The sequence below is a fragment of the Streptomyces graminofaciens genome, from assembly GCF_030294945.1.
Lineage (GTDB): Bacteria > Actinomycetota > Actinomycetes > Streptomycetales > Streptomycetaceae > Streptomyces > Streptomyces graminofaciens.
The window spans coordinates 5,405,300-5,426,190 of sequence record NZ_AP018448.1 but is presented as its reverse complement, the minus strand read 5'-3'; the positions used below and the strand labels follow the sequence as shown (position 1 = coordinate 5,426,190).

The window sequence follows — 20,891 nt, the reverse complement described above, 5'->3', positions numbered from 1 at the left end:
AGATGACCACCGACACGAACGGCGAGAACCCGGAGGCGGCCTCTGTGCCGCCTCCGGGCGCGGGCGCGCCGCCCGTCGCCAAGACGGCCGCCAAGGCCGCCAAGAAGGCCCCCAGGGGTCACCAGCGCCTGCTCACCCGCCGCGACCGGCTCACGCTGGGCGTCATGGCGGGCCTGCCGACGATCCTGCACATCGCCCTCGTCTGGCTGACGGCTCTCGCCTCGATCGCGTTGGCCTTCACCACCTGGGACGGCATCGGCTTCGACTCGATCAAGTGGGTCGGCCTGGACAACTTCAAGGAGCTGTTCAGCACCAACCCCCAGTTCTGGCCGGCGGTCGAGCACAACATCGTCTGGTTCGTCGTACTGATCCTGATCCCGACCCCGCTGGGGCTGTTCCTGGCCGTGCAGCTGGACAAGAAGATCCGCTTCAGCCGCGTCTACCAGACGGCGTTCTTCCTGCCCGTCGTGATGTCGCTGGCCGTCATCGGCTTCGTCTGGCAGCTGGTCTACAACCCGGACACGGGTCTGATCAACAGCGTGATCGGCGCCAACAAGCCGGGCCACTACATCGACTGGATCGGCGACCCGGACCTCAACCTCTGGGCCGTCCTCGTCGCCGCGTCCTGGCGCCACGCCGGCTACATGATGATCCTCTACCTGGCCGGTCTGAAGGGCGTCGACCCCTCCCTGCGCGAGGCGTCCTCGCTCGACGGCGCCAACGAGTGGCAGACGTTCAAGAACGTCATCTTCCCGACCCTGCGCCCGACGAACACCATCGTCCTGGTCGTCACGATCATCGAGGCGCTGCGCGCCTTCGACCTGGTATGGGTCTTCAACGGCGGCGCTCAGGGCACCGAACTGCTCTCCATCCTGGTGACGGACAACATCGTCGGCGAGTCCAGCCGCATCGGATACGGCTCCGCGATCGCCGTCGTCCTGCTGCTGATCTCCCTCGTCGTGATCATTCCGTACCTGGTGTCCACCTTCCGGAAGGAGCGACGGTCATGAGCGCCCCCACGTTGCCCGTCAAGGCTCGTACGCCGATCCGCCCCGCCCGGGTCCTCCTCCACGTCTTCCTCGCCGGCACGGCACTGGCGTGGCTCGCGCCGCTGCTCTGGGCCCTCTACGCGGCCCTGCGCCCCTACGGCGAGACCAGCACCAAGGGCTATGTCTCCTGGCCCGACAAGCTGAGCCTGGACAACTTCACGAACGCGTTCACGCAGTCGGACATGTCGCACTACTTCGGCAACACGCTGATCATCGCCATTCCCGCGGTGCTGCTGACGCTGTTCCTGTCGTCGATGGTCGCCTTCTACGTGAGCCGCTTCGACTTCCGCCTGAACCTGTTCCTGCTGCTGGTCTTCACGGCCGGCAACCTGCTCCCGCAGCAGGTCATCATCACCCCGCTCTACCGGCTCTATCTGCTGATCGATCTGCCGGGCATCACGATGAGCGGCAAGCTGTACGACTCCGCGCTCGGCCTGGTCCTGATCCACGTGGCGTTCCAGTCCGGCTTCTGCGCCTTCGTGCTCAGCAACTACATGCGGATGCTCCCGCACGAGCTGACCGAGGCCGCGCTGGTCGACGGCGCGTCGGTGTGGCGGATGTACTGGCAGATCGTGTTGCCGCTGTGCCGCCCGGCCATGGCGGCCCTCGGGACGCTGCTCTCCATCTGGATCTACAACGACTTCTTCTGGGCCATCGTCCTGATCTCCACCGGCGAGAACATGCCGATCACCTCGGCGCTCAACAACCTCTCCGGCCAGTACTTCACCGACCCCAACCTGGTCGCCGCCGGCGCCCTGCTCACCGCGATCCCCACCCTGATCGTCTACTTCGCGCTCCAGCGGCAGTTCGTGAGCGGCTTGACGCTGGGCGCCAACAAGGGCTGAGGTCCGACGAGGGCCGAGGTCCGACAAGGCTGAGGTCCGACAAGGCTGAGGCTCGCTTTTTCGGGCTGACGCCCACTTCTTGAGAGAGAACCACCGTGCACCACCCCTTCACGTCCGTGGCATCCGTGCCCGTGGACATCCGTACGGCGAAGGTCCACGAGGAGGGCTGGCAGTCCTGGAGCCCCAGCGGCGCCTACGCCCTCGACGCGACCCCGTACCGCCCGACGAACGACAACTGGGCGACGGTCTGCTACCGGCCCGGGGTCACCGTCCCCACCGGGACCTTCCAGGGGGAGGGCCTGCTGGCACTCGACCCGGGAGACGGCTCGCCGGTGCGTCTGTGGGCCGCGGCGGACCCCGTCCACGAGGTCCCGTCCATCCGCCTGGTGGTACGGGACGGGGGTGAGGTGGCGGAGGTGAGCGCCGACGGTCCGGTGAAGGAGTGGACGGGCGCGGACATCCAGTCGGTACTGGGCGAGTGGGCCTCCCAGCTGGGGCTGGAGGCCCCCCGCCCGGCGCCGACGGTCTGGTGCTCTTGGTACGAGTACCCGGCGGAGTTCACGGGCGTGGGCCGCCTCTGGGTGAACGACCCCGACTGCTTGATGGCCCGCCCGGCCGTGGAGACACGGGAGCCGTGGGCGGCACACCTGGAGGCGACGGGCGGCCTGATGGCGTCCAGCGACCGCCTCCTGTCCCTGGACGACTGGGGCGTGGCCACGACACGCCGTCTGCTGAGCGGAGCCGCGGCATGAAGCGCGAACCACGTGAACTGAACGTCCCCGGCATCGCGTACGGCGGCGACTACAACCCCGAGCAGTGGCCCGAGGAGGTCTGGGCCGAGGACGTGCGTCTGATGCGCGAGGCCGGGGTGAACATGGTCAGCGTCGGCATCTTCTCGTGGGCGCTGCTGGAGCCGGCCGAGGGCGAGTACGACTTCGCCCGCATGGACCGCATCCTCGACATGCTCTACTCCCACGGCATCGCAGCGGACCTGGCGACGCCGACGGCGGCACCGCCCGCCTGGTTCTTCAAGGCCCACCCCGAGGCCCTGCCGGTGGACAAGGACGGCCGGACCCTCTCGTACGGCAGCCGCCAGACGTTCTGCCCGAGCAGCCCCGCGTACCGCGAGGCGGCCCTGCGCATGACGAGGACGCTGGCCGACCGCTACGCGGAGCACCCCGCGGTGGTGATGTGGCACGTCCACAACGAGTACGGCTGCCACAACGGGGAGTGCTACTGCGACGAGAGCGCGGCGGCGTTCAGGGTCTGGCTGCGGACGAAGTACGACAACGACCTCGCGGCGCTGAACGACGCCTGGGGCACGACGTTCTGGAGCCAGTGGTACTACGACTGGGACGAGATCATCCCGCCCCGCGCGACGGGAGCGGTCCCGAACCCGACCCACCAGCTGGACTGGCGCCGCTTCTCCAGCGACGCGCTGCTGAGCCTGTTGAAGGCGGAGCGCGAGGTACTGCTGGAGGCGGCCCCGTCGATCCCCGCCACCACCAACTTCATGGTGATGCACAACTTCGACAAGCTGGACTACTGGCGCTGGGCCCCCGAGCTGGACATCGTCTCGAACGACCACTACCTCCAGTCGACGGACCCCGAGTCGCAGATCGACGTGGCGCTGAGCGGCGACGTGGTCAGGTCCCTGGCCGGCGGCGCCCCCTGGCTGCTGATGGAACACTCCACGGGCGCGGTGAACTGGCAGCCCGTCAACAGGGCCAAGACGGCGGGCGAACTGCGCCGCAACGCGCTGTCCCACGTCGCGCACGGCGCGGACGGCATCGCGTACTTCCAGTGGCGCGCGGCCAAGGCGGGCGCCGAGCAGTGGCACTCGGCGATGCTGCCGCACGCGGGCACCGACAGTCAGATCTGGCGTGACGTGGTGCGGTTGGGCGCGGACCTCAGGTCGCTGTCGGAGGTACGCGGCAGCAGAGGCGTGGCCGAGGTGGCCATCACCTGGGACTGGGACGCCTGGTGGGCCCTGGAACTCCCCTCCCAGCCGAGCGAGAAGCTCCGCTTCCAGGACCTGATCCGATCCTGGTACGAGCCACTGTGGCGAGCGGGTGTACCGGTGGACTTCGTACGCCCCGACGCGGACCTGTCCCGGTACAAGCTGGTCCTGGCCCCGAGCCTGTACCTGGTGGACGACGAGTCCGCGGCGAACCTGACGGCCTTCGCGGCGAACGGCGGGTCACTGGCCGTCGGCTTCCACAGCGGGGCGGTGGACGAGAACTGCCACATCCGGCTGGGCGGCTACCCGGGAGCGTTCCGGGAGACCCTGGGCGTCCGCACGGACGAACTGTTCCCGCTGCTGCCGGGCGAGTCGGTGACCCTGAGCGGCGGAGGCACGGCCACGCTGTGGTCGGAGCGGGTTGCCCTGGCGGGCGCGGAGACGGTGGAGTCGTACACATCGGGTCCGCTGGCGGGCGTACCGGCGGTGACTCGTCACGCCCACGGCTCGGGCACGGCGTGGTACGTGGCCACACGCCCGGACCCGACGACACTCGCATCGCTGCTGGACCGCATCCGCGCGGAGGCGGGCGTGAAGTCGGTACGCGAGACTCCCGCGGGCGTGGAAGCCGTACTGCGCCGGGGGCCGGACGCCGACTTCCTCTTCCTGATCAACCACGGTGGAGTGGAGGCCGACGTGGAGGTCGCGGCGGATGCGTCCGAACTCCTGACCGGCAAGAACATCGACGGCGGCGCGGTGCGGATCGCGCCGGGCGAGGTGGCGGTCGTACGCGAACCGCGCTGACGACAGACTGAGGCATTCCAAGGCCGTGGCTCGGAGCATGAGTGAGCCACGGCCTAGGGCTGTCCGCGGACGAGCACCTGGCCGAGTACGAACAGCGCAAGGGGCCGATCTCCACGGGCGAGCAGGAGCGGGCACGTCGCGTCTTCGACGAGGTGTTCGCCGAGGAGGGCCGGTGGCCCGCCGCAAGCCGAGCCACGAGGGCACCCTCGTCCTGGACTGTGAAGGCCTGTCCAAGCTGGTCGGCGACGACGAGCCCGTCGTCGTGCTCGTCGTGCTCGTCGCCGAGGCGCGCAAGCGGGGCATGGAGGTGGCCATCAGCGCGCTGACGATCATCGAGGCGGTCCATCGCCGAACGGACAGGGCCCGGCTCGCACGGGTCCTCTCCGGCATGCGGATCGTTCCCATCGGGGACGAGGAGGCGAGGGCCGCGTCGGCCATGCTGATCAGCGCCGGTCTGCATGGTCACAAGTACGCCGTCGACGCGGCCGTCGCCGAGACGGCCCTGAGACAGCACCGGCTGGTGGTCATGCTCACCTCGGATGTCGACGACATCACGAAGCTCTGCGGGGACAGGTACGGCTGGTCGCCATCTAGTCCGGCCCTAACCGGGTTTGATGCTGGAGAGCTGTACGAGCAGCAGGACCACGCGGTATGCCTCGGCGAAGTCGGTTGCGGTGAAGGCGATCGTACGACCGTCCTCGGCGCGTGAGACACCTGGCACTAGTGTCGCCAGATCAACCGTGAACGGGTTGTAGAGGTCGACCTCGACATCAAGCCGTCCGGCAATGGTCAGCGGCGGAACCAGGGCACGCTGTGTGATGGCTTCGGCGGCGGCCCGACGCAACCGCTCGCGGGCTTCCTCCGGGTGCAGGGCTATGGCGGCGGCCTGACCGAGGGCTTGTTTGACCTCGACGGTGACCGCAGAAGGGACTAGATCACGCAGTTCGGCGCAGGCTGTGTCGTCGCCACTGAGTAGTACAACCGGTACGCCCAAGTGCCCGGCCATGGCGGCGTTGAGACCGATCTCGCCCATGGGACGTCCGGCCACACGCACGTCCAGGATGCCGTCGCTCATGGTGTGCGCCAGCACGGCCGGCCCGCTACCGGCACGGGCGTGGTAGCCGACGAACAGAGCAGCGTCCGTGTGTTCGTCGAGCCCGCCGAGCATGCCCAGTGGGCGCGGCTTGCCACGAACCAGATGGGCTCGCCGGTCAAGCTCCTCCGGCAGGAGGTTGCGGAAAGGTCCGTGCGCGTCGGCGACCCAGACCTCGGCAGTGGGTTCGGCGTCCAGGACTCCGGCGATCACGGCGTTCGCCTCGGCCGTCATGAGCGCCCGGCCTCGCTCGTAGTCGTAGCCGGCCGGATTCGTCTCGGTGGGATGCGAGACTGCCGAGACGCCCTCCATGTCGACAGAGATCAGCAGCTTCATGACTCACGACCGAGGGCCCCGGACCTCACCGCGCGTAGCAGGCCGGCCAGCGCGCCGGGCGTGGTCGTGGCGGTCTCGTGCGGACGGTCGCTCTCGCGGAGGTGGATGTGTCCGGTATCCGTGGTCGTCGCCGCCAGCTCCACGCACTCGCCCTCCCCGCCCGTGCTGAACGACGACTTCTGCCAGACGAGTTGAGGTGGCATGGCGGGGGTCCTTTCAGAGGGTGTACATCACATGTTGGAGCAGACTCAGGGAGTCGCGGGACTCGTGTGACTCCGGAGTCGATTCCGGGTCCACAGGGGCCAACGCCAGCTCCGAGAGCCGCTCGAACATTTTCGCGTACTCGTCGAGTTGGGCTCCATCCCACAGGAACAGGGACTTCGTCGGATGCTCCAGGTAAACCGTGTCCAGTTCGGGTACACCGCCGCCGAAGATGACAAACGAGCGACTGTGCGCCGAGTAGATGCCCGCCTCGAACGGATACACCTGCACGGTCACGTTGGGCAGCCGGGAGAGCTCCATCAGCCGGAGCAACTGCCTGCGCATCACCGCCGGTCCGCCCACCTGGGTGTGGAGCACGGATTCATGGATGATCGCGCGGTACGACACCGGTGAGCGGCCCGTCAATACGCGCTGGCGCGCCAGGCGGAACTCGGTGTAGCGGCCGACGCGTTGAGGGTCCGCCTCCGTCGTGCTGAGCACGGCGTGGGCGTACTCCTCGGTCTGGAGCATGCCCGGGATCACCATCGGGCCGTGCGTACGCAGGACGGTCGATCGGGATTCGAGTTCGACCAGGTCTCGCGCCGCGGGTCCGATGGTGTCGCTGAACTCCCTCCACCAGCCCTTGCCGTTCTCCTGGGCCATCGCCATCAACCCGTCGAAGTACGGCCCGGGCGGGCAGCCGTACTCGTGGAGCACCTTGTAGAGGCGGTTGCGGGACACGTCGATGCGCCCGGTCTCGATGTTGCTGACGCGGGCGCGGTCCGCGTCCAGGATGGTCGCCGCCTGCTCACCGGAGAGGCCGGCGCGTACGCGCAGTTTGCGCAGCTCCGCCCCCAGCCTGCGTTGACGTTCGCTGGGATTGCTCCTGGGTGCCATGTCTGTCCTCCAAAGCACGCAGTCTGCCGACCGCAACAGCCAGGAGTCACCGTGCTTTTGGTGTGTCACCCACTTAGGTGACGTCATCGGTAGAAGCTTGCGGCAAAGGAAAACATTTCCCTACCGTCTGCATCAAGCTACTCACCTCGCGTCACGAGGAAGCACCCCCGGCCTCAAGCCACTCCCAGGAGCCCTGGACCTGGTCACCGCGTGCACGCCCACCCCCACTGAACGGAATCCACCCATGGACGTATCCCTCGTCTTCCCACCCCACCCCGCCTGGGTGCGCCCCGCCCGCGAAACCGTCCGCACCCTCCTCGCCGCCTCCGACTACCCCGAACTCACCGACGCGGCAGTTCTGTTGACCTCGGAAGCCGTCACCAACGCCATCAACGCCTGTGCGGCAAAGGGCTGCACCACCCCCGTCACCCTCCGCGCCGGCTGGCCCGACCCCGCCCGCCTCCGCGTCCTCGTCCACGACGAGGCCCCGGGGCTGCCCGTCGGCCGAGTCGCGAGCGGCGATGACGAGGACGGGCGGGGCATGATGCTCATCTCGTACGGCGCCGACGCCTGGGGCGTATGCACGCACGGCCCGGGGCGCGGCAAGGCGACCTGGTTCGAGTTGGGGTCGGGCAACCTGCAGGAAGCCCGGGAGGTCCATTCCTGGCCAGGATGCTGATCCGCCCGCGCCGTCCCCACGGATACCTGGACCACAGCCGGTAATTGGGGGCTCTCCCCCCATGCGCCCCCACCCCTCCCCTCCCAGGATGGATCACGGCAAGACCAGCCCGTGTTCATCAGGGGGAAGAGGAGGGGCATTGAAGACCTCAATGCGTAGAGCGGTACAGGCCGGCGTCACGACCGTCGTGCTGGGCACGGCCACCGTGCTGTCGGCAGGACAGGCGCACGCGGCGACCGGTGTGAGCGTGAACTCGGTTCGTATCTTCGTCAACGCCGCGGCGGGGAAGGCGAACACCCTCGAGGTCACCCGGTCCGGCAACACCGTCACCATCTACGACGGCGGCGACACCGTCACCGCGGGATCCGGCTGCACCCAGGTCGACCGCTCCACGGTCACCTGCCCGTACGGCAGCCGCACCCTCACTCTCGACATGGGGGACCTGGGCGACATGGTCCTCGTGAAGGGCAACCTGCCCGCCAACATCAACGGCGGCACGGGCGACGACATCATCACGATCGACTATGCCGCCACCGCGAAGACCTTCCTGAACGGCGACGGCGGGCACGACACCGTCTTCGGCGGTGCCGGGGCCGACACCATCACCGGTGGCGCCGGAGACGACACCATGTTCGGCAGAAGCGGCGACGACACCCTGGACGCCGGTGACTTCACACCCGGCAACGACCGCTCCTACGGAGACGCCGGCACCGACACCTGCACCGGGGACGTCAACGACCTGAAGGACAGCTGCGAGCGCTGAGCGACCCTCCCATCGACCGGCGGGGACCCCGTGAAGGGTCCCCGCCGCGCCCCCGAACCGCCCCGCCCCTACGCCGTCGTGGCCAACGGCGGCAACGCCCCCGTCTTCGCCGCCTGCCCGTACCAGTACGCGCTCGACTTCGGCGTACGAGCAAGCGTCCCGTAATCCACGTACACCGCCCCGAACCGCTTCCCGTACCCGTACGACCACTCGAAGTTGTCCATCAGGGACCACAGGTAGTAGCCCCGCACATCCGCCCCCTCGGCGATCGCGCGGCGGACCGCCCGCAGGTGGCCGTGCAGGTAGGCGATCCGCTCCGGGTCGTGGACCCGGCCCTCCGGGTCCGGCTTGTCGTCGTAGGCCGCGCCGTTCTCCGTGACGTACAGCGGCAGGCCCGGAGCCTCCCTCGTGTACCGCATGATCAGTTCGTGCAGGCCCGTAGGGTCGATCGTCCAGCCCATCTCCGTACGGTCGCCCGGAGTCTGGTGGAAGGCGACGTCGTCCGCGGCCGGCCACGGTGAGTGGTCGCTCTTGCCGTGCCCGTCCGCGCGCGGACCGGCGACCGACGGGTCCACCGCGCCCACCAGCGTCGGCGTGTAGTAGTTCAGCCCCAGCGCGTCCAGCGGCTGGTTGATCACCGTCACATCGCCGTCCTGCACGAACGACCAGTCCGTGACCGACGCGGTGGCCGCGAAGAGCGTCTCGGGATACGCGCCGTGCAGCATCGGACCGTGGAAGACACCGTTCGCCAGGTCGTCGATCTTGCGGGCCGCCGCCAGGTCCTCCGGAGAGTCCGAAACCGGCCGTACGACCGACGAGTTCAGGCTCACCGCCACGTTGTTACGGGAGGGCATCGAGGCCCGCAGGGCCGAAACGCCCAGCCCATGCGCCAGGTTCAGGTGGTGCGCCGCACGCAGCGACGCCGCCGGGTCCGTACGCCCCGGCGCGTGCACCCCTGAGCTGTAGCCCAGGAACGCGCTGCACCACGGCTCGTTGAGCGTGATCCACTGCTCGACCCGGTCGCCGAGCGCCTCCCCGACGATCTGCGCGTACTCCGCGAACCGCAGCGCCGTCTCCCGCTCCGGCCAGCCGCCCGCGTCCTCCAGCTCCTGCGGGAGGTCCCAGTGGTAGAGGGTGACCGCCGGCTTGATGTTCTTCGCCAGCAGCTCGTCCACCAGGCGCCGGTAGAAGTCCAGACCCTGCTGGATCGCCGGCCCCCGGCCCGTCGGCTGCACCCGCGACCAGGAGATCGAGAAGCGGTACGAGTTCAGGCCCAGCTCGGCCATGAGCGCCACGTCGTCGCGGTAGCGGTGGTAGTGGTCGACAGCGATGTCACCGTGCTCGCCACCGGCCGTCTTGCCCGGAGTATGGCTGAAGGTGTCCCAGATCGAGGGCGTACGGCCGCCCTCCCGCACCGCACCCTCGATCTGGTACGCGGACGTCGCCGCGCCCCAGAGAAAGGCGGGAGGAAAGGTCACGGGCGTCGTGGGCTCAGGCATGGAAGCGCTCCCATAAGTGGTCGTGGAGACCGACGGAGGATGGGTGGGGGGAAAGAGGGAGGTGAGGAACGGGGGTCGAGGCGGCGCTGACCCGACCCCCGGAGAAGACGAACGCGAACGAACCTGGGCCTCAGCCCTTCACCGCGCCCTGCATGATGCCTCCCACGATCTGCTTGCCGAAGATCGCGAAGACCAGGAGCAGCGGAAGCGTGCTGAGCAGCGCGCCCGCCATGATCAGGGCCTGGTCGGGGGTGTACCCGCGGCCCAGGCCGGCCACCGCGACCTGCACGGTCGGGTTGCCCAGCTGGGTCAGGACGAGGAACGGCCACAGGAAGTCGTTCCAGGTCTGTACGAACATCAGCATGCCCAGGACGGCCATCGCGGGCCGCGCGGCCGGGAACACCACGTGCCAGATCACCCGCCAGCTGCTCGCGCCGTCGACGCGGGCCGCCTCGATGATCTCGTCGGGCAGTGCCTGGATCAGGTACTGCCGCATGAAGAACACGCCGAACGCGCTGACCAGCGAGGGCAGGATCACCGCCTGGAGCTGGTCGGTCCAGTCGAGCTTGGCGACCATCATGTACAGCGGGATCACCTGGAGCTGCGGCGGCACCATCATCGTGCCGATCACGATCAGCATCAGGGCGCCCCGGCCCCTGAAGCGCAGCTTGGCGAAGGCGAAGCCGGCGATCGTGGACAGGAAGACGATGGTCAGCGAGGAAACGCCCGCCACGATCGTCGTGTTGAGGAACGCCTCGCCCAGATTGGCGTCGCTCCAGGCCACTTCGAGCTTGTCGAAGAGGTTCGCGCCGAACCAGAACGGCGGCGGGGTCTCCGCCAGCCGCGCGTTGTCACGCGATGCCGCGACCGCCGTCCAGAACAGCGGGAACAGCGAGACGAGGGTGAACACGGCGAGGATGATGTACGCGACGGGCCCGGCGTGGTGCTGCCCGCCCGCGCGCGCCGCCTTCAGGCCGCGCCTGCGCTTGCCGTTCTTCGGCGGCTCGGGGACCGCGTCGGCCGGGGGTTTGGTGAGTGTCGTCGTCACGGCCGGTCTCCTAACTACTGGCGCGCAGCCGGCGCGAGATGACGTAGTTGATGATTCCGACCACGATGAGGATCAGGAACATCGTCCAGGCGATGGCGGAGGCACGGCCCAGGTGCTGGTTCACCCAGCCCTGCTCGTACATGTACAGGCCGAGCGTCTGGAACTGGTGCTGCGGGCCGCCGGAGGCACCCTTGTTGGCGTCGAACATCAGAGGCTCGGCGAAGAGCTGCGAGGCGCCGATGGTCGACACGACGACGGTGAACAGGATCGTCGGGCGCAGCGACGGCAGCGTGACGTGCAGGAACTGCTTCCAGCGGCTGGCGCCGTCGAGGGCCGCCGACTCGTACAGGTCCTGCGGGATCGCCTGCATCGCGGCCAGGTAGATCAGCGCGTTGTAGCCGGTCCAGCGCCAGATGACGATGGACGAGACGGCGAACTGCGCGTACCACTTGTCGTTCTGCCAGTCGATGTTGTCGACGCCGAACATGCCCAGGAACCAGTTGATCATGCCGTAGTCACGGCCGAAGAGCAGCACGAAGACGAGGGACGCCGCGACGATCGACGTGGCGTACGGCGCGAGCATCACGACCCGGTAGAAGGTCGAGGCGCGCAGCTTGTAGTTGAGGAGGTGCGCGATGCCCAGCGCCATCATCAACTGCGGGACGGTCGAGATGATCCCGATGGTGAAGGTGTTCTTCGCCGCGTTCCAGTAGAACTCGTCGTCGAAGATCCGGGTGTAGTTGCGCAGCCCCGCCCACTCCATGTCGGTGGGCGCGGTCAGCTCCACCGTGTGCAGCGAGGCCCACGCCGTGTAGACCAGCGGGAACATGCCGAACGCGAGGAAGAGCAGGAAGAACGGCGAGACGAAGGCGTACGGGCTCCAGCGCACGTCGCGCTGCCAGCGGCGGGACAGCCGGGCCCGCTTCCTGATCGTCTCAGGGGACTCGACGGGCGGACCGGCCGGGGCCGCGCCCCCCTCCTTGGCGGGGGGCGCGGCGGCGGTGTCGTGCCGGGTGGCCATTACCGGTCACTTCTCCAGGTTGTTGTCGATGGTCTTGACCGCGTTCTCCCAGGCCTCCTTGGGCGACTTGCCCTGGGTCACGAGGATGACGCCGTTGTCGGTCAGGCCCTGCTGGATGATCTGGTCCTTCGGGCCGACCACCTGCACCGGGAGCTCCGCGGCCAGCGGCGCGTAGATCTGGCCGATCGGGGCGTCACCGGTCATCTTGTTCTTCGCGTCCTTGACCAGCGGCAGGTCGTACGCGGCCTGCGCGGTCGGGAAGCTGCCGCGCTTGGAGAAGAGCTTCGCCTGCTGCTCGGGCGCCGTCAGCCAGGCGGCCAGCTTCGCGGCCTCCTTGGCGTTCTTGCCCGACTTCGGCACGGCGAGGAAGGAGCCGCCCCAGTTGGCGGCCTTCGGGGGCGCGGCCACGTCCCACTTGCCGGCGCTCTCCGGCTTCGACTTGCTCTCGATGTAGCCGAGCATCCACGGCGGGCAGGCCATCGCGGCGAACTTGCTGTTGGAGATCGTCGTCTCCCAGGCCGGCTGGAACTGTGTCTGGTTGCCGACCAGGCCGTCCTCGGCTGCCTCGGCCGTCAGGTCGAACGCCTTCTTGACGGCCGGGTTCGTCTTGTAGATGACCTTGCCGGAGGAGTCGTAGAACCGCTCGTTCTCACTGCCGATGATGGCGTTGAACAGGCCGCCGGGCGAGTCCATGAAGGTGGTGCCCTTGGGGGCCTTCGCCTTGTAGTCCTTGCCGGCCTCGACGAGCTTCGCCCAGTCGCCGGTCCACAGCTTGCCGACCTCCTCGCGGTCGGTGGGCAGACCGGCCGCCTCGAACAGGTCCTTGCGGTAGCAGATGGCCATCGGACCGACGTCGGTGCCGAGCCCGATCGTCGAGCCGCTCTTCGCGGTTCCCTGCTGCCACTTCCAGGGCAGGTAGTCGCTCTCCTTGCCGTACTTCGACAGGTCGAGGAACTTGTCGGAGTAGTTGTTCACCACCTCGGCGATGTTGCCGACCTCGATGCCCTGGATGTCCTGCAGGCCACTGTTGGTCGTGAGGTGGTTGACCAGCGGCGGGTAGTAGTTCTCGTTCCGCTCGATCACGGTCTGGTCGATGTCGATGTCCGGGTGGAGCTTCTCGTACTCCTTGTACAGACCGGCCTCCTCGAAGCCGAAGCTGCCGAAGAGCCCCAGGGTGATCTTGGTCTTGCCGCCGCCGCTGCCCGACGACGTGTTGTCCTCGTCCTTGCCGTCGTCGGCACAGCCGGCCAGCAGCCCGGCGCCCAGCGACGCGACGGCCGCGAGGACCACCACCCTGCGGGCGGATCGGGTAGGTGCTCGCATTGCGTCCTCCTGTTGCCCTGACGTGCCGACCCCCCGGCCAACTGTCTTGCTGGGCCCGTTAGTTCATGCTGCGGCTCGGGCGGGGAACGTGCGGGATGTGTAAGTGCCAGGTACCGTGGGAGCGCTCCCACAAGTGATGTGTTGAAGAGTCGTCGGTTCGTGCGGGGGTGTCAAGGGAGCGGACGTGGCGAGATGCGTTCGGTTATCGGGCTGTTAACTAACGCCGGGGCCGGGGTTCGAGCCTGCCCGGAAGAGGGTGCCAGGGCACGTCGAAGTCGGCCGGTCGGGGCGCCGGCGAGACCGCCGGGACACGACGCCGGGCGCCGCGTGCACGACCGGGGCGGCGGCCGTACGACGGATGACCCGGAGGCTGTACGACGGATGACCGGGAGGCGGTAAGGCGGACGACCGGAGGCGGTACGGCGGAGGGCCGACGGTTGTCCCAGGCCGTACGGCGGATGACCGGGAGCGTTGCCGAAGAACTTCCCGAAGGCCTCCCCGAGGGCCTTCCCGGAGGCAGTACGAGGATCAGGACTGTTAGATTCCACGCCAGCGCGGTGTGAACGGGAGGCGACCATGGTGGCAGGCCACGGGGCACGGGGCCGGAGCGGTGGGCGGCCGACGTTGGAAGAGGTCGCCGCACGGGCCGGAGTGGGCCGGGGGACGGTGTCCCGGGTGATCAACGGCTCGCCCCGGGTCAGCGACGCGACCCGCGCGGCGGTCGAGGCGGCCGTGGCGGAGCTCGGTTATGTCCCGAACACGGCGGCCCGGGCCCTCGCGGCGAACCGCACCGATGCGATCGCGATGGTCGTGCCCGAGCCGGAGACCCGCTTCTTCGCGGAGCCGTACTTCTCGGACATGCTGAAGGGCGTGGGCGCCCAGCTCTCCGACACGGAGATGCAGCTGCTCCTGATCTTCGCAGGCAGCGACAGGGAGAGGGAGAGGCTGGCCCAGTACCTGGCGGCGCACCGGGTGGACGGCGTCCTCCTGGTCTCCGTCCACGCGGACGACCCGTTGCCCGATTTGCTGGCGCAGCTGGAAATCCCGGCGGTGATCAGCGGCCCGCGCTCCGAGCAGGAGACGCTCCCGTCGGTCGACTCGGACAACTACGGCGGCGGCCGCTCGGCGGTGGAACACCTGATCGGGCGGGGCCGCGGGCGCATCGCCACGATCACCGGCCGCCTGGACGTCTACGGCGCCCAGCGCCGCATCGAGGGCTACCGCGAGGCCCTGGAGGACGCCGGTCGGGAGGTCGACGAGCGACTGATCGTCCCCGGCGACTTCACGGAGGAGGGCGGCCGCAGGGCGATGACGGAACTGCTGTCCCGCTGCCCCGACCTGGACGCGGTCTTCGCCGAGTCCGACGTCATGGCCGCCGGCGCCCGCCAGGTCCTCCGCGAGGCCGGCCGCCGTATCCCCGACGACGTGGCCCTGGTCGGCTACGACGACTCCGCGATCGCCCGCCACATGGACCCGCCCCTGACGAGCGTCCGCCAGCCGATAGAGGAAATGGGCCGCGCGATGATCGACCTGCTCCTGGACGAGATCGCGGACCGCCGCCCGGCGGTCTCACGCGGCCTGGAACGACGACAGGTGGTGCTGCCGACGGAGCTGGTGGCACGGGATTCCTCATGAGCGACCGGACCGACGTGGACGAAGAGCAGCAGGCAAGACGCGACGACGTCGACCACGAACTCATCGAGGCCGCGGCCGAGGTCGCCCGCACCCGCTGCCGCGGCGACAACCACACGATGGCGGCGGCGGCCCGCACCCGCGACGGCCGCATCGTCACCGCGCTGAACGTGTACCACTTCACCGGCGGCCCCTGCGCCGAACTGACCCTGATCGGCACGGCGGCGACCCAGGGAGCGTACGACCTGCGAACGATCGTCGCGGTAGGGGACCGCGACCGAGGAGTCGTCCCTCCCTGCGGCCGCTGCCGCCAGGTGTTGCTGGACTACTTCCCGACCCTGAGGGTCATCGTCGGCACACCGGACGGCCCCAGAGCCGTCCCCGTCACCGACCTCCTCCCCGCGAGCTATGTGTGGGCGGACCACCAGCTCGACGCCGAGTGACCGGTGACGACGGACAGCTCAACGGCGGAGTGGGCGCAGAGCCATCCTCTTCTGGGCGTGGACGGGATCGACGGCGACCCGGCGACCTACCTCGCCCGCATCGGCCACGTATTCCGTGTCTTCGACGCGCAGGACTCCGGCTGTGTCTCCTACGGCGTCCGTCTCCCGGGCACCGGTGAGCGGTGGTTCGTGAAGACGGCCGTCACCGGGCCGGGCCGACGTGCGTTGGAGCGGGCCTGGGCCTTCCACCGGGCCGTCCGGCATCCGGTGATCGTCCCGCAGCTGCACCGGATCGAGGGCGGCCGGCCGGCCGTGGTGCTGCCCTGGCGGGACGGCGAGGTGCTGTACCACCCCGGCGAGCGCGGGCCCGGCGACCGTACGACCCCCGGCAGCCCCATGGCCCGCTTCCGCGCGCTCCCGCCGCACCGCGTGCACGAGGCCTTCGCCCGCGTCCTGGACGCCCACCTCGCGGTCGAGGCCGCCGGTCACATCGCCGTGGACCTCTACGACGGCGCCCTGCTCCACGACTTCGCCGCCCACCGGATGCATCTCGTCGACCTCGACGAGTACCGCCCCGGCCCCTTCGTCCTCGACGCCGACCGCCTCCCCGGTTCCCGTCGCTTCATGGCCCCGGAGGAGTTCGAACGCGGCGCCGTCATCGACACCCGTACGACCGTGTACGCCCTCGGCCGCACCGCCCGCCTCCTCCTCGACGCCGGCGACGAGGAGCGAGCCTGGCGCGGCACGGCGGCCCAACTGGCCGTACTGGCCCGGGCCACACGCCCCGACCCCCGCGAACGCTTCTCAGGCGTACGGGAGTTCGCGACCGCGTGGCAGTCGGTGACCGGGATGTCAGTGCCGGAGTGACAGCTCCCAGCGGATCTCGTCGTCCTGCCGCTGAGCGGTCGGGGTCAGGCCCGCCGCCGCGGCCACGGCGGCCGAGGCCCCGTGGCCCGGGTGGATGTGCGCGATCACCTCGGTCACGCCCTGCTGCCCGAGCCACCCGACCAGCGCCCTAGCCGCCTCGGAGGCGAGCCCACGCCCCTGCCAGGGCTTGCCCACCACCCAGGCGATCTCCGCCCGACGTCCGGTGATCGTCGCCTGGACGGTGCCCGCGAGCCGGGACTCCTCGCGGAGCCGGAGCACCCAGTTGCACCAGGAGACGGCGGGATCGGGCGAACCCGTGACGAGACGCTCGTAACGGGACCGCAGGTCGTCCGGCGAGAGCGGGGCACCGCCGATGTACGTGTGCAGCTCCGGGTCGGACAGGACGTCGGCCATCTCCCCCGCGTGCTCGACGCGGAGGGGGAGGAGGTCCATGCGGGCGGTACCCATGGAGTCGGTTCGCATGACGGCTCCTGTCTGTGGCGTCCCCGGGCCGAAACGACATCAGGCCCCGATCCGCCGAAGCGGATCAGGGCCTGATCACCAAGGGTGAGTGACGGGACTCGAACCCGCGGCATCCTGGACCACAACCAGGTGCTCTACCAGCTGAGCTACACCCACCATGACCGGCGGTTCTTCCGAAGGTTTCCCTGACCGGCCGAGAAAAAGTGTACAGGGTCCGAAGGGGTGCTCGCGCACACGTTTCCGCGGGGGCGCGCCGGGGCCCTCGCGGGCCCCGGGACGGGGGCTACTGCGCCGCCGGTAGAACGTGCTTCGCCGCGATCGTCCTGGCCGTGTCCGAGTCGGGGCCGGGCTGCGGGACGAAAACCGCCTCGCGGTAGTAGCGCAGCTCCGCGATGGATTCACGGATGTCGGCCAGCGCCCGGTGATTGCCGTTCTTCTCGGGGCTGTTGAAGTACGCCCTGGGGTACCAGCGGCGGGCCAGTTCCTTGATGGAGGAGACGTCCACGATCCGGTAGTGGAGGTAGTCCTCGAGGGTGGGCATGTCACGGAGGAGGAAGCCCCGGTCCGTGCCCACCGAGTTACCGCACAACGGGGCCTTGCCCGGTTCCTTCACGTGCTCCCGTACGTACGCCATGACCTGCTCCTCGGCGTCCGCCAGCGTCGTGCCGCCGGGCAGGGCGTCGAGCAAGCCGGACGCGGTGTGCATCGTGCGCACCACCTCCGGCATGGTCTCCAGCGCCGCGTCCGGCGGGCGGATCACGATGTCCACCCCCTCCCCGAGCACATTCAGCTCGGAGTCGGTCACCAGCGCTGCCACCTCGATGAGCGCGTCGTCCGACAGCGAGAGGCCGGTCATCTCGCAGTCGATCCACACCATGCGATCGTTCATGTGTCTCACCTTACGGCCCGTGACAGCCGTACGGCCCGGTCCTGCACCTGGAGGAACCAGGGAGGACCGGGCCGTACGAGCACTACCGGACGCCTGCTACGGGGCGCTGCGCTGGCCCGGCAGGCGGCCCATCGCGTACAGCTCCGGCTTGGCGCCGTCCGACGACAGGGATGCCGACGCCGCCAGCGCGCTCGCCGCGGCGCGACGGGCCTGGAGCGGCACCCCCGGGGCGTGCTCCTGGGACATCGGCGGGCCGGACGCGCTGTGCGGACCGTCGTGGTGGTCGCCGGGCTTGTCGCCCTGCGGACGACGGGCCCGGTACGCCGCGCGGTACGCCGCCGGGGACGAACCGAGCTGGCGGCGGAAGTGGCCGCGCAGCGCCACCGGCGAGCGGAAGCCGCAACGCCCCGCGACCTCGTCCACCGAGTAGTCCGACGTCTCCAGCAGCCGCTGTGCCTGCAGCACCCGCTGGGTGATCAGCCACTGCAGCGGCGCGCTGCCGGTCAGCGACCGGAAGCGGCGGTCGAACGTACGACGGCTCATATAGGCGCGTGCCGCCAGTGTCTCCACGTCGAACTGCTCGTGGAGGTGTTCCAGCGCCCAGGCGACGACCTCGGCGAGCGGGTCGGCGCCGATCTCCTCCGGTAAAGACCGATCGAGATAGCGCTCCTGGCCGCCCGATCGACGCGGCGGGACCACCAGACGGCGGGCGAGCGCGCCGGCCGCCTCGTTGCCGTGGTCCGTCCGCACGATGTGCAGACATAGATCGATTCCGGCCGCGGTCCCGGCCGAGGTCAGTACGTCCCCGTCGTCCACGAAGAGTTCTCGTGGGTCGACGTGGACGGACGGATAGCGCTTGGCCAGCGTCGGCGCGTACATCCAGTGCGTGGTGGCCGGTCTGCCGTCCAGTAGTCCGGCGGCGGCCAGCACGAAGGCGCCGGTGCACAGCCCGACGATGCGGGCCCCCTCCTCGTGCGCACGACGCAGCGCGTCGAGCGCCTCCTCCGGCGGCGGCGAGGTGATCGAACGCCATGCGGGCACGACCACCGTGCCCGCACGTGAGATCGCCTCGAGGCCGTTCGGTGCGGTGAGTTCCAGGCCCCCTGTGGTCCGCAGCGGGCCGTCCTCGCCCGCGCACACCAGAAGGCGGTAGCGCGGTACGCCGGCGTCCTGGCGGTCGATCCCGAACACCGAAAGTGGTATAGAACTCTCGAAGATGGGGCCGCCGCTGAACAGCAGCACCGCGACGATCTCCTTGCGGCGTCGCCCGGAGAGTTTCCGGGCCGCGGCATCCGTCGCGGCGGTGGAGTCGTGGCTCATCCTGCTAAGCCCCCCTCGGTGGTCGCGGCTCCTCGGTTGTGTCGCTCCTGCACGTTTCCCCTTGGTCCTGCACGAGTCCCCCGCCGTAAGACAGTCATGATCGAATCTACTGTGTCCCGTGGTGCCGGCGTGACCAGATCGCCAACCGGCACATTGTCGACATGGCAACTTGGCGTAAAGCATTCGATCACGAAGCGTTGCACTCGTGGGCCGTGCAGGGAAGTACGCCTCGTCCCAGTGGCTGGTCCACGTAGGGTGCGCGCGGCCTCTGGACCCCTTTCAGTGCAGGTCGAACCGGGCGTGGAGGGGTGTCCGGCCAAGGGATGTGCAGGTGGCCGAAGTTGGCTGAAAAGATACGGGCGCGTGCGCGGAAACCGGTCAGTCGCCCGGCGTACCCGGACCGGGGTGGCGACCGCCCCTGTGCGCCCCGGAGCCGGTGCGTCCGTGGCGGCCGCGGTGCGGGGGGCGTTCCTCGGCCAGGAGGCGGGCCGCGCCGCGCTCGGACTGGCGCAGCAGGACCCGGCAGACACCGGTGACGGCGGCCAGGCCGAGCGCGGCGCCGGCCGCACCCGCCAGCGAGGTGCCGTACCAGACGAGGACGACGGGGACGAGGACGCAACTGAAGGCGGCCCACCGCACCACGTCCGTCGCGGTGTCCGCGCGGTCGGGGGAGGGGGCGCTCTCGCAGGGGTCGGCGGGGGGCTCGGCGGTGCGGGGCGTACGGGCGGTCTCGGGGGCGGATGGGGGCGCGGTACGGGGTGCGGGCACGGCGTGCTCCCTCTGGCTCCCTCGGCGACGTTTGACTGTGCTTGCGGGGGGTTCAACGCGTGTTCGAGCGGTCGGTCACTGGTTCCGCCCGGTCGGGTTGCCGCCGGGTGGACGGGAAGGGTCCGGTCCGCGCCCCGATCCTGTGGAAACCGGCTGTACGTGGCAGCAACCATTGCGTTACTGGGCGGTGCTCGTGCATGCTCCCTGGAACCCCGCGCAGCCGGTGCGGGTTCTGGGCTCAAGGAGGCGTGCGGCCGTACCCTTGGGGGTATGGGGTTGGGAAGATGATTCCCGGACACAGCTCCGCCGCACCCTGACGTCCCATTCACGTCGTCCCCACCCACGAGGATCCAAACGCCGAGACACCCATGGCCGGTCACGAATTCTTCGAACCCGCGGACCGCAAGCGGCGGCCGGTAGCCGATCCCACGGCGACCGACCCGCTGGCGGCAGAAGAGGCACGCCCCACCTGCGACCCCGCCTTCAAACACGGCGTCGTCGTCGGTTTCGACGGCTCGACGTCCAGTGAGCGCGCCCTCGCGTACGCCATCGGCATGGCCCGCCGCTCCGGCTCGGGCCTGATCATCGTGCATGTGGCCAACCGGCTGCCCACGACCGTGTGGGCCGGCTGTGAGCCGCCCGTCTTCGTCGACGTCCCGGACCACCGCACCGAGGTCCTCGGGCTCGAACTCGCCTGCGCGGACTATCTGGCCGAGGTGCCCTGGATCCTCGTCGAGCGCGGCGGTGACATCTGCCACGAACTCGAAGAGGTGGGGCGGGAGTACGAGGCCGACGCGATAGTCGTCGGGTCGACCCACGGGATCGTCGGGCGCATCTTCGGCTCCGTCGCCGGGCGGCTCGCCAAGCGGGCGAAGCGGCCGGTCATCGTCATTCCCTGACGCCCGGTTGCCCGTTGGCCCTCTCCGGCTCCCTGACTTCCCGAAACGCGTAAACCTACTGGCGCGTAGAGG

Annotated in this window: 21 protein-coding genes, 1 tRNA gene and 1 pseudogene; 11 read left to right on the top strand and 12 right to left on the bottom strand. The window is 69.4% G+C overall.

From position 1 onward, the window contains the following. The first annotated feature begins 2 nt into the window (after positions 1–2). The 5 genes and pseudogenes from SGFS_RS23145 to SGFS_RS23125 all read left to right on the top strand — a co-directional run bounded on the left by SGFS_RS23145 (position 3) and on the right by SGFS_RS23125 (position 5,252). Positions 3–1,010, top strand: coding sequence for a carbohydrate ABC transporter permease (locus SGFS_RS23145; protein ID WP_286252995.1), 1,008 nt, complete (start codon positions 3–5; stop codon positions 1,008–1,010). Next, on the top strand, positions 1,007–1,894 hold the full coding sequence (locus SGFS_RS23140; RefSeq protein ID WP_286252993.1) for a carbohydrate ABC transporter permease: 888 nt from the start codon (positions 1,007–1,009) through the stop codon (positions 1,892–1,894). The genes SGFS_RS23145 and SGFS_RS23140 overlap by 4 nt, the downstream gene beginning before the upstream one ends. 95 nt (positions 1,895–1,989) lie before the next feature. Then, positions 1,990–2,646 carry a hypothetical protein gene (locus tag SGFS_RS23135; protein ID WP_286252991.1) on the top strand — a complete coding sequence of 219 codons (657 nt, stop codon included), beginning with the start codon at positions 1,990–1,992 and terminating at the stop codon, positions 2,644–2,646. Next, positions 2,643–4,658 carry a beta-galactosidase gene (locus tag SGFS_RS23130; RefSeq protein ID WP_286252990.1) on the top strand — a complete coding sequence of 672 codons (2,016 nt, stop codon included), beginning with the start codon at positions 2,643–2,645 and terminating at the stop codon, positions 4,656–4,658. The genes SGFS_RS23135 and SGFS_RS23130 overlap by 4 nt, the downstream gene beginning before the upstream one ends. A 172-nt stretch (positions 4,659–4,830) precedes the next feature. Next, a pseudogene (locus tag SGFS_RS23125) lies at positions 4,831–5,252 on the top strand (PIN domain-containing protein). 7 nt (positions 5,253–5,259) lie between these two features. On the opposite strand, the gene SGFS_RS23120 reads toward SGFS_RS23125, so the two are convergent. The 3 genes from SGFS_RS23120 to SGFS_RS23110 are packed head-to-tail and all read right to left on the bottom strand — an operon-like array spanning position 5,260 to position 7,185. Further along, positions 5,260–6,087, bottom strand: coding sequence for a M55 family metallopeptidase (locus SGFS_RS23120; protein WP_286252988.1), 828 nt, complete (start codon positions 6,085–6,087; stop codon positions 5,260–5,262). Further along, entirely contained in the window at positions 6,084–6,290 is a 207-nt protein-coding gene (locus SGFS_RS23115) for a DUF397 domain-containing protein (protein WP_286252987.1), read from the bottom strand. Before SGFS_RS23115 ends, SGFS_RS23120 begins: the two co-directional genes overlap by 4 nt. 13 nt (positions 6,291–6,303) lie before the next feature. Then, entirely contained in the window at positions 6,304–7,185 is an 882-nt protein-coding gene (locus SGFS_RS23110) for a helix-turn-helix domain-containing protein (RefSeq protein WP_286252985.1), read from the bottom strand. A 244-nt stretch (positions 7,186–7,429) separates the two neighbouring features. Here SGFS_RS23110 and SGFS_RS23105 point away from each other — a divergent pair, with 244 nt between their 5' ends. Next, the gene (locus tag SGFS_RS23105; RefSeq protein WP_286252984.1) at positions 7,430–7,864 is read left to right on the top strand and encodes an ATP-binding protein; all 435 of its coding nucleotides are present in this window, start codon (positions 7,430–7,432) and stop codon (positions 7,862–7,864) included. A gap of 151 nt (positions 7,865–8,015) precedes the next feature. After that, positions 8,016–8,627 carry a calcium-binding protein gene (locus SGFS_RS23100; RefSeq protein WP_286252983.1) on the top strand — a complete coding sequence of 204 codons (612 nt, stop codon included), beginning with the start codon at positions 8,016–8,018 and terminating at the stop codon, positions 8,625–8,627. Positions 8,628–8,695: 68 nt separating this feature from the next. Here SGFS_RS23100 and SGFS_RS23095 read toward each other — a convergent pair whose 3' ends face one another. The 4 genes from SGFS_RS23095 to SGFS_RS23080 all read right to left on the bottom strand — a co-directional run bounded on the left by SGFS_RS23095 (position 8,696) and on the right by SGFS_RS23080 (position 13,518). Then, positions 8,696–10,126, bottom strand: a complete 1,431-nt coding sequence (locus SGFS_RS23095) for a GH1 family beta-glucosidase (protein WP_286252981.1) — start codon at positions 10,124–10,126, stop codon at positions 8,696–8,698. A 130-nt stretch (positions 10,127–10,256) separates the two neighbouring features. Then, positions 10,257–11,174 carry a carbohydrate ABC transporter permease gene (locus SGFS_RS23090; protein ID WP_286252980.1) on the bottom strand — a complete coding sequence of 306 codons (918 nt, stop codon included), beginning with the start codon at positions 11,172–11,174 and terminating at the stop codon, positions 10,257–10,259. 10 nt (positions 11,175–11,184) lie between these two features. Then, positions 11,185–12,195, bottom strand: coding sequence for a carbohydrate ABC transporter permease (locus SGFS_RS23085; RefSeq protein WP_286252979.1), 1,011 nt, complete (start codon positions 12,193–12,195; stop codon positions 11,185–11,187). A 6-nt stretch (positions 12,196–12,201) separates the two neighbouring features. Next, positions 12,202–13,518 carry an ABC transporter substrate-binding protein gene (locus tag SGFS_RS23080; RefSeq protein WP_286252978.1) on the bottom strand — a complete coding sequence of 439 codons (1,317 nt, stop codon included), beginning with the start codon at positions 13,516–13,518 and terminating at the stop codon, positions 12,202–12,204. Positions 13,519–14,097: 579 nt separating this feature from the next. On the opposite strand from SGFS_RS23080, the gene SGFS_RS23075 reads away from it, so the two are divergent. Genes SGFS_RS23075 through SGFS_RS23065 form a run of 3 tightly spaced genes read left to right on the top strand, consistent with a single transcriptional unit; the run spans position 14,098 to position 16,460 of the window. Next, on the top strand, positions 14,098–15,153 hold the full coding sequence (locus SGFS_RS23075) for a LacI family DNA-binding transcriptional regulator (protein ID WP_286260020.1): 1,056 nt from the start codon (positions 14,098–14,100) through the stop codon (positions 15,151–15,153). Then, entirely contained in the window at positions 15,150–15,593 is a 444-nt protein-coding gene (locus SGFS_RS23070) for a cytidine deaminase family protein (protein WP_286252977.1), read from the top strand. The genes SGFS_RS23075 and SGFS_RS23070 overlap by 4 nt, the downstream gene beginning before the upstream one ends. A gap of 57 nt (positions 15,594–15,650) precedes the next feature. Then, positions 15,651–16,460: a serine/threonine protein kinase gene (locus SGFS_RS23065; protein WP_286252976.1), complete on the top strand. Its 810-nt coding sequence runs from the start codon at positions 15,651–15,653 to the stop codon at positions 16,458–16,460. Here SGFS_RS23065 and SGFS_RS23060 read toward each other — a convergent pair. The 5 genes from SGFS_RS23060 to SGFS_RS23040 form a co-directional block, all read right to left on the bottom strand. Beyond that, entirely contained in the window at positions 16,446–16,943 is a 498-nt protein-coding gene (locus SGFS_RS23060) for a GNAT family N-acetyltransferase (protein WP_286252975.1), read from the bottom strand. The genes SGFS_RS23065 and SGFS_RS23060 overlap by 15 nt on opposite strands. 83 nt (positions 16,944–17,026) lie before the next feature. Then, positions 17,027–17,099 (bottom strand) — tRNA-His (locus SGFS_RS23055). A gap of 127 nt (positions 17,100–17,226) precedes the next feature. Further along, complete coding sequence (gene orn / locus SGFS_RS23050) at positions 17,227–17,832, bottom strand: oligoribonuclease (protein WP_286252973.1); 606 nt, start codon at positions 17,830–17,832, stop codon at positions 17,227–17,229. 96 nt (positions 17,833–17,928) lie between these two features. Then, positions 17,929–19,152 (bottom strand): helix-turn-helix domain-containing protein, encoded by a 1,224-nt coding sequence (locus SGFS_RS23045; protein WP_286252972.1) that lies wholly within the window; start codon positions 19,150–19,152, stop codon positions 17,929–17,931. Between the two features lie 378 nt (positions 19,153–19,530). After that, positions 19,531–19,920 carry a hypothetical protein gene (locus SGFS_RS23040; protein WP_286252970.1) on the bottom strand — a complete coding sequence of 130 codons (390 nt, stop codon included), beginning with the start codon at positions 19,918–19,920 and terminating at the stop codon, positions 19,531–19,533. Between the two features lie 368 nt (positions 19,921–20,288). Between SGFS_RS23040 and SGFS_RS23035 the strand changes: the two genes are divergently transcribed. Further along, positions 20,289–20,819, top strand: a complete 531-nt coding sequence (locus SGFS_RS23035) for a universal stress protein (RefSeq protein ID WP_286252968.1) — start codon at positions 20,289–20,291, stop codon at positions 20,817–20,819. The last annotated feature ends 72 nt before the right edge of the window (positions 20,820–20,891 follow it).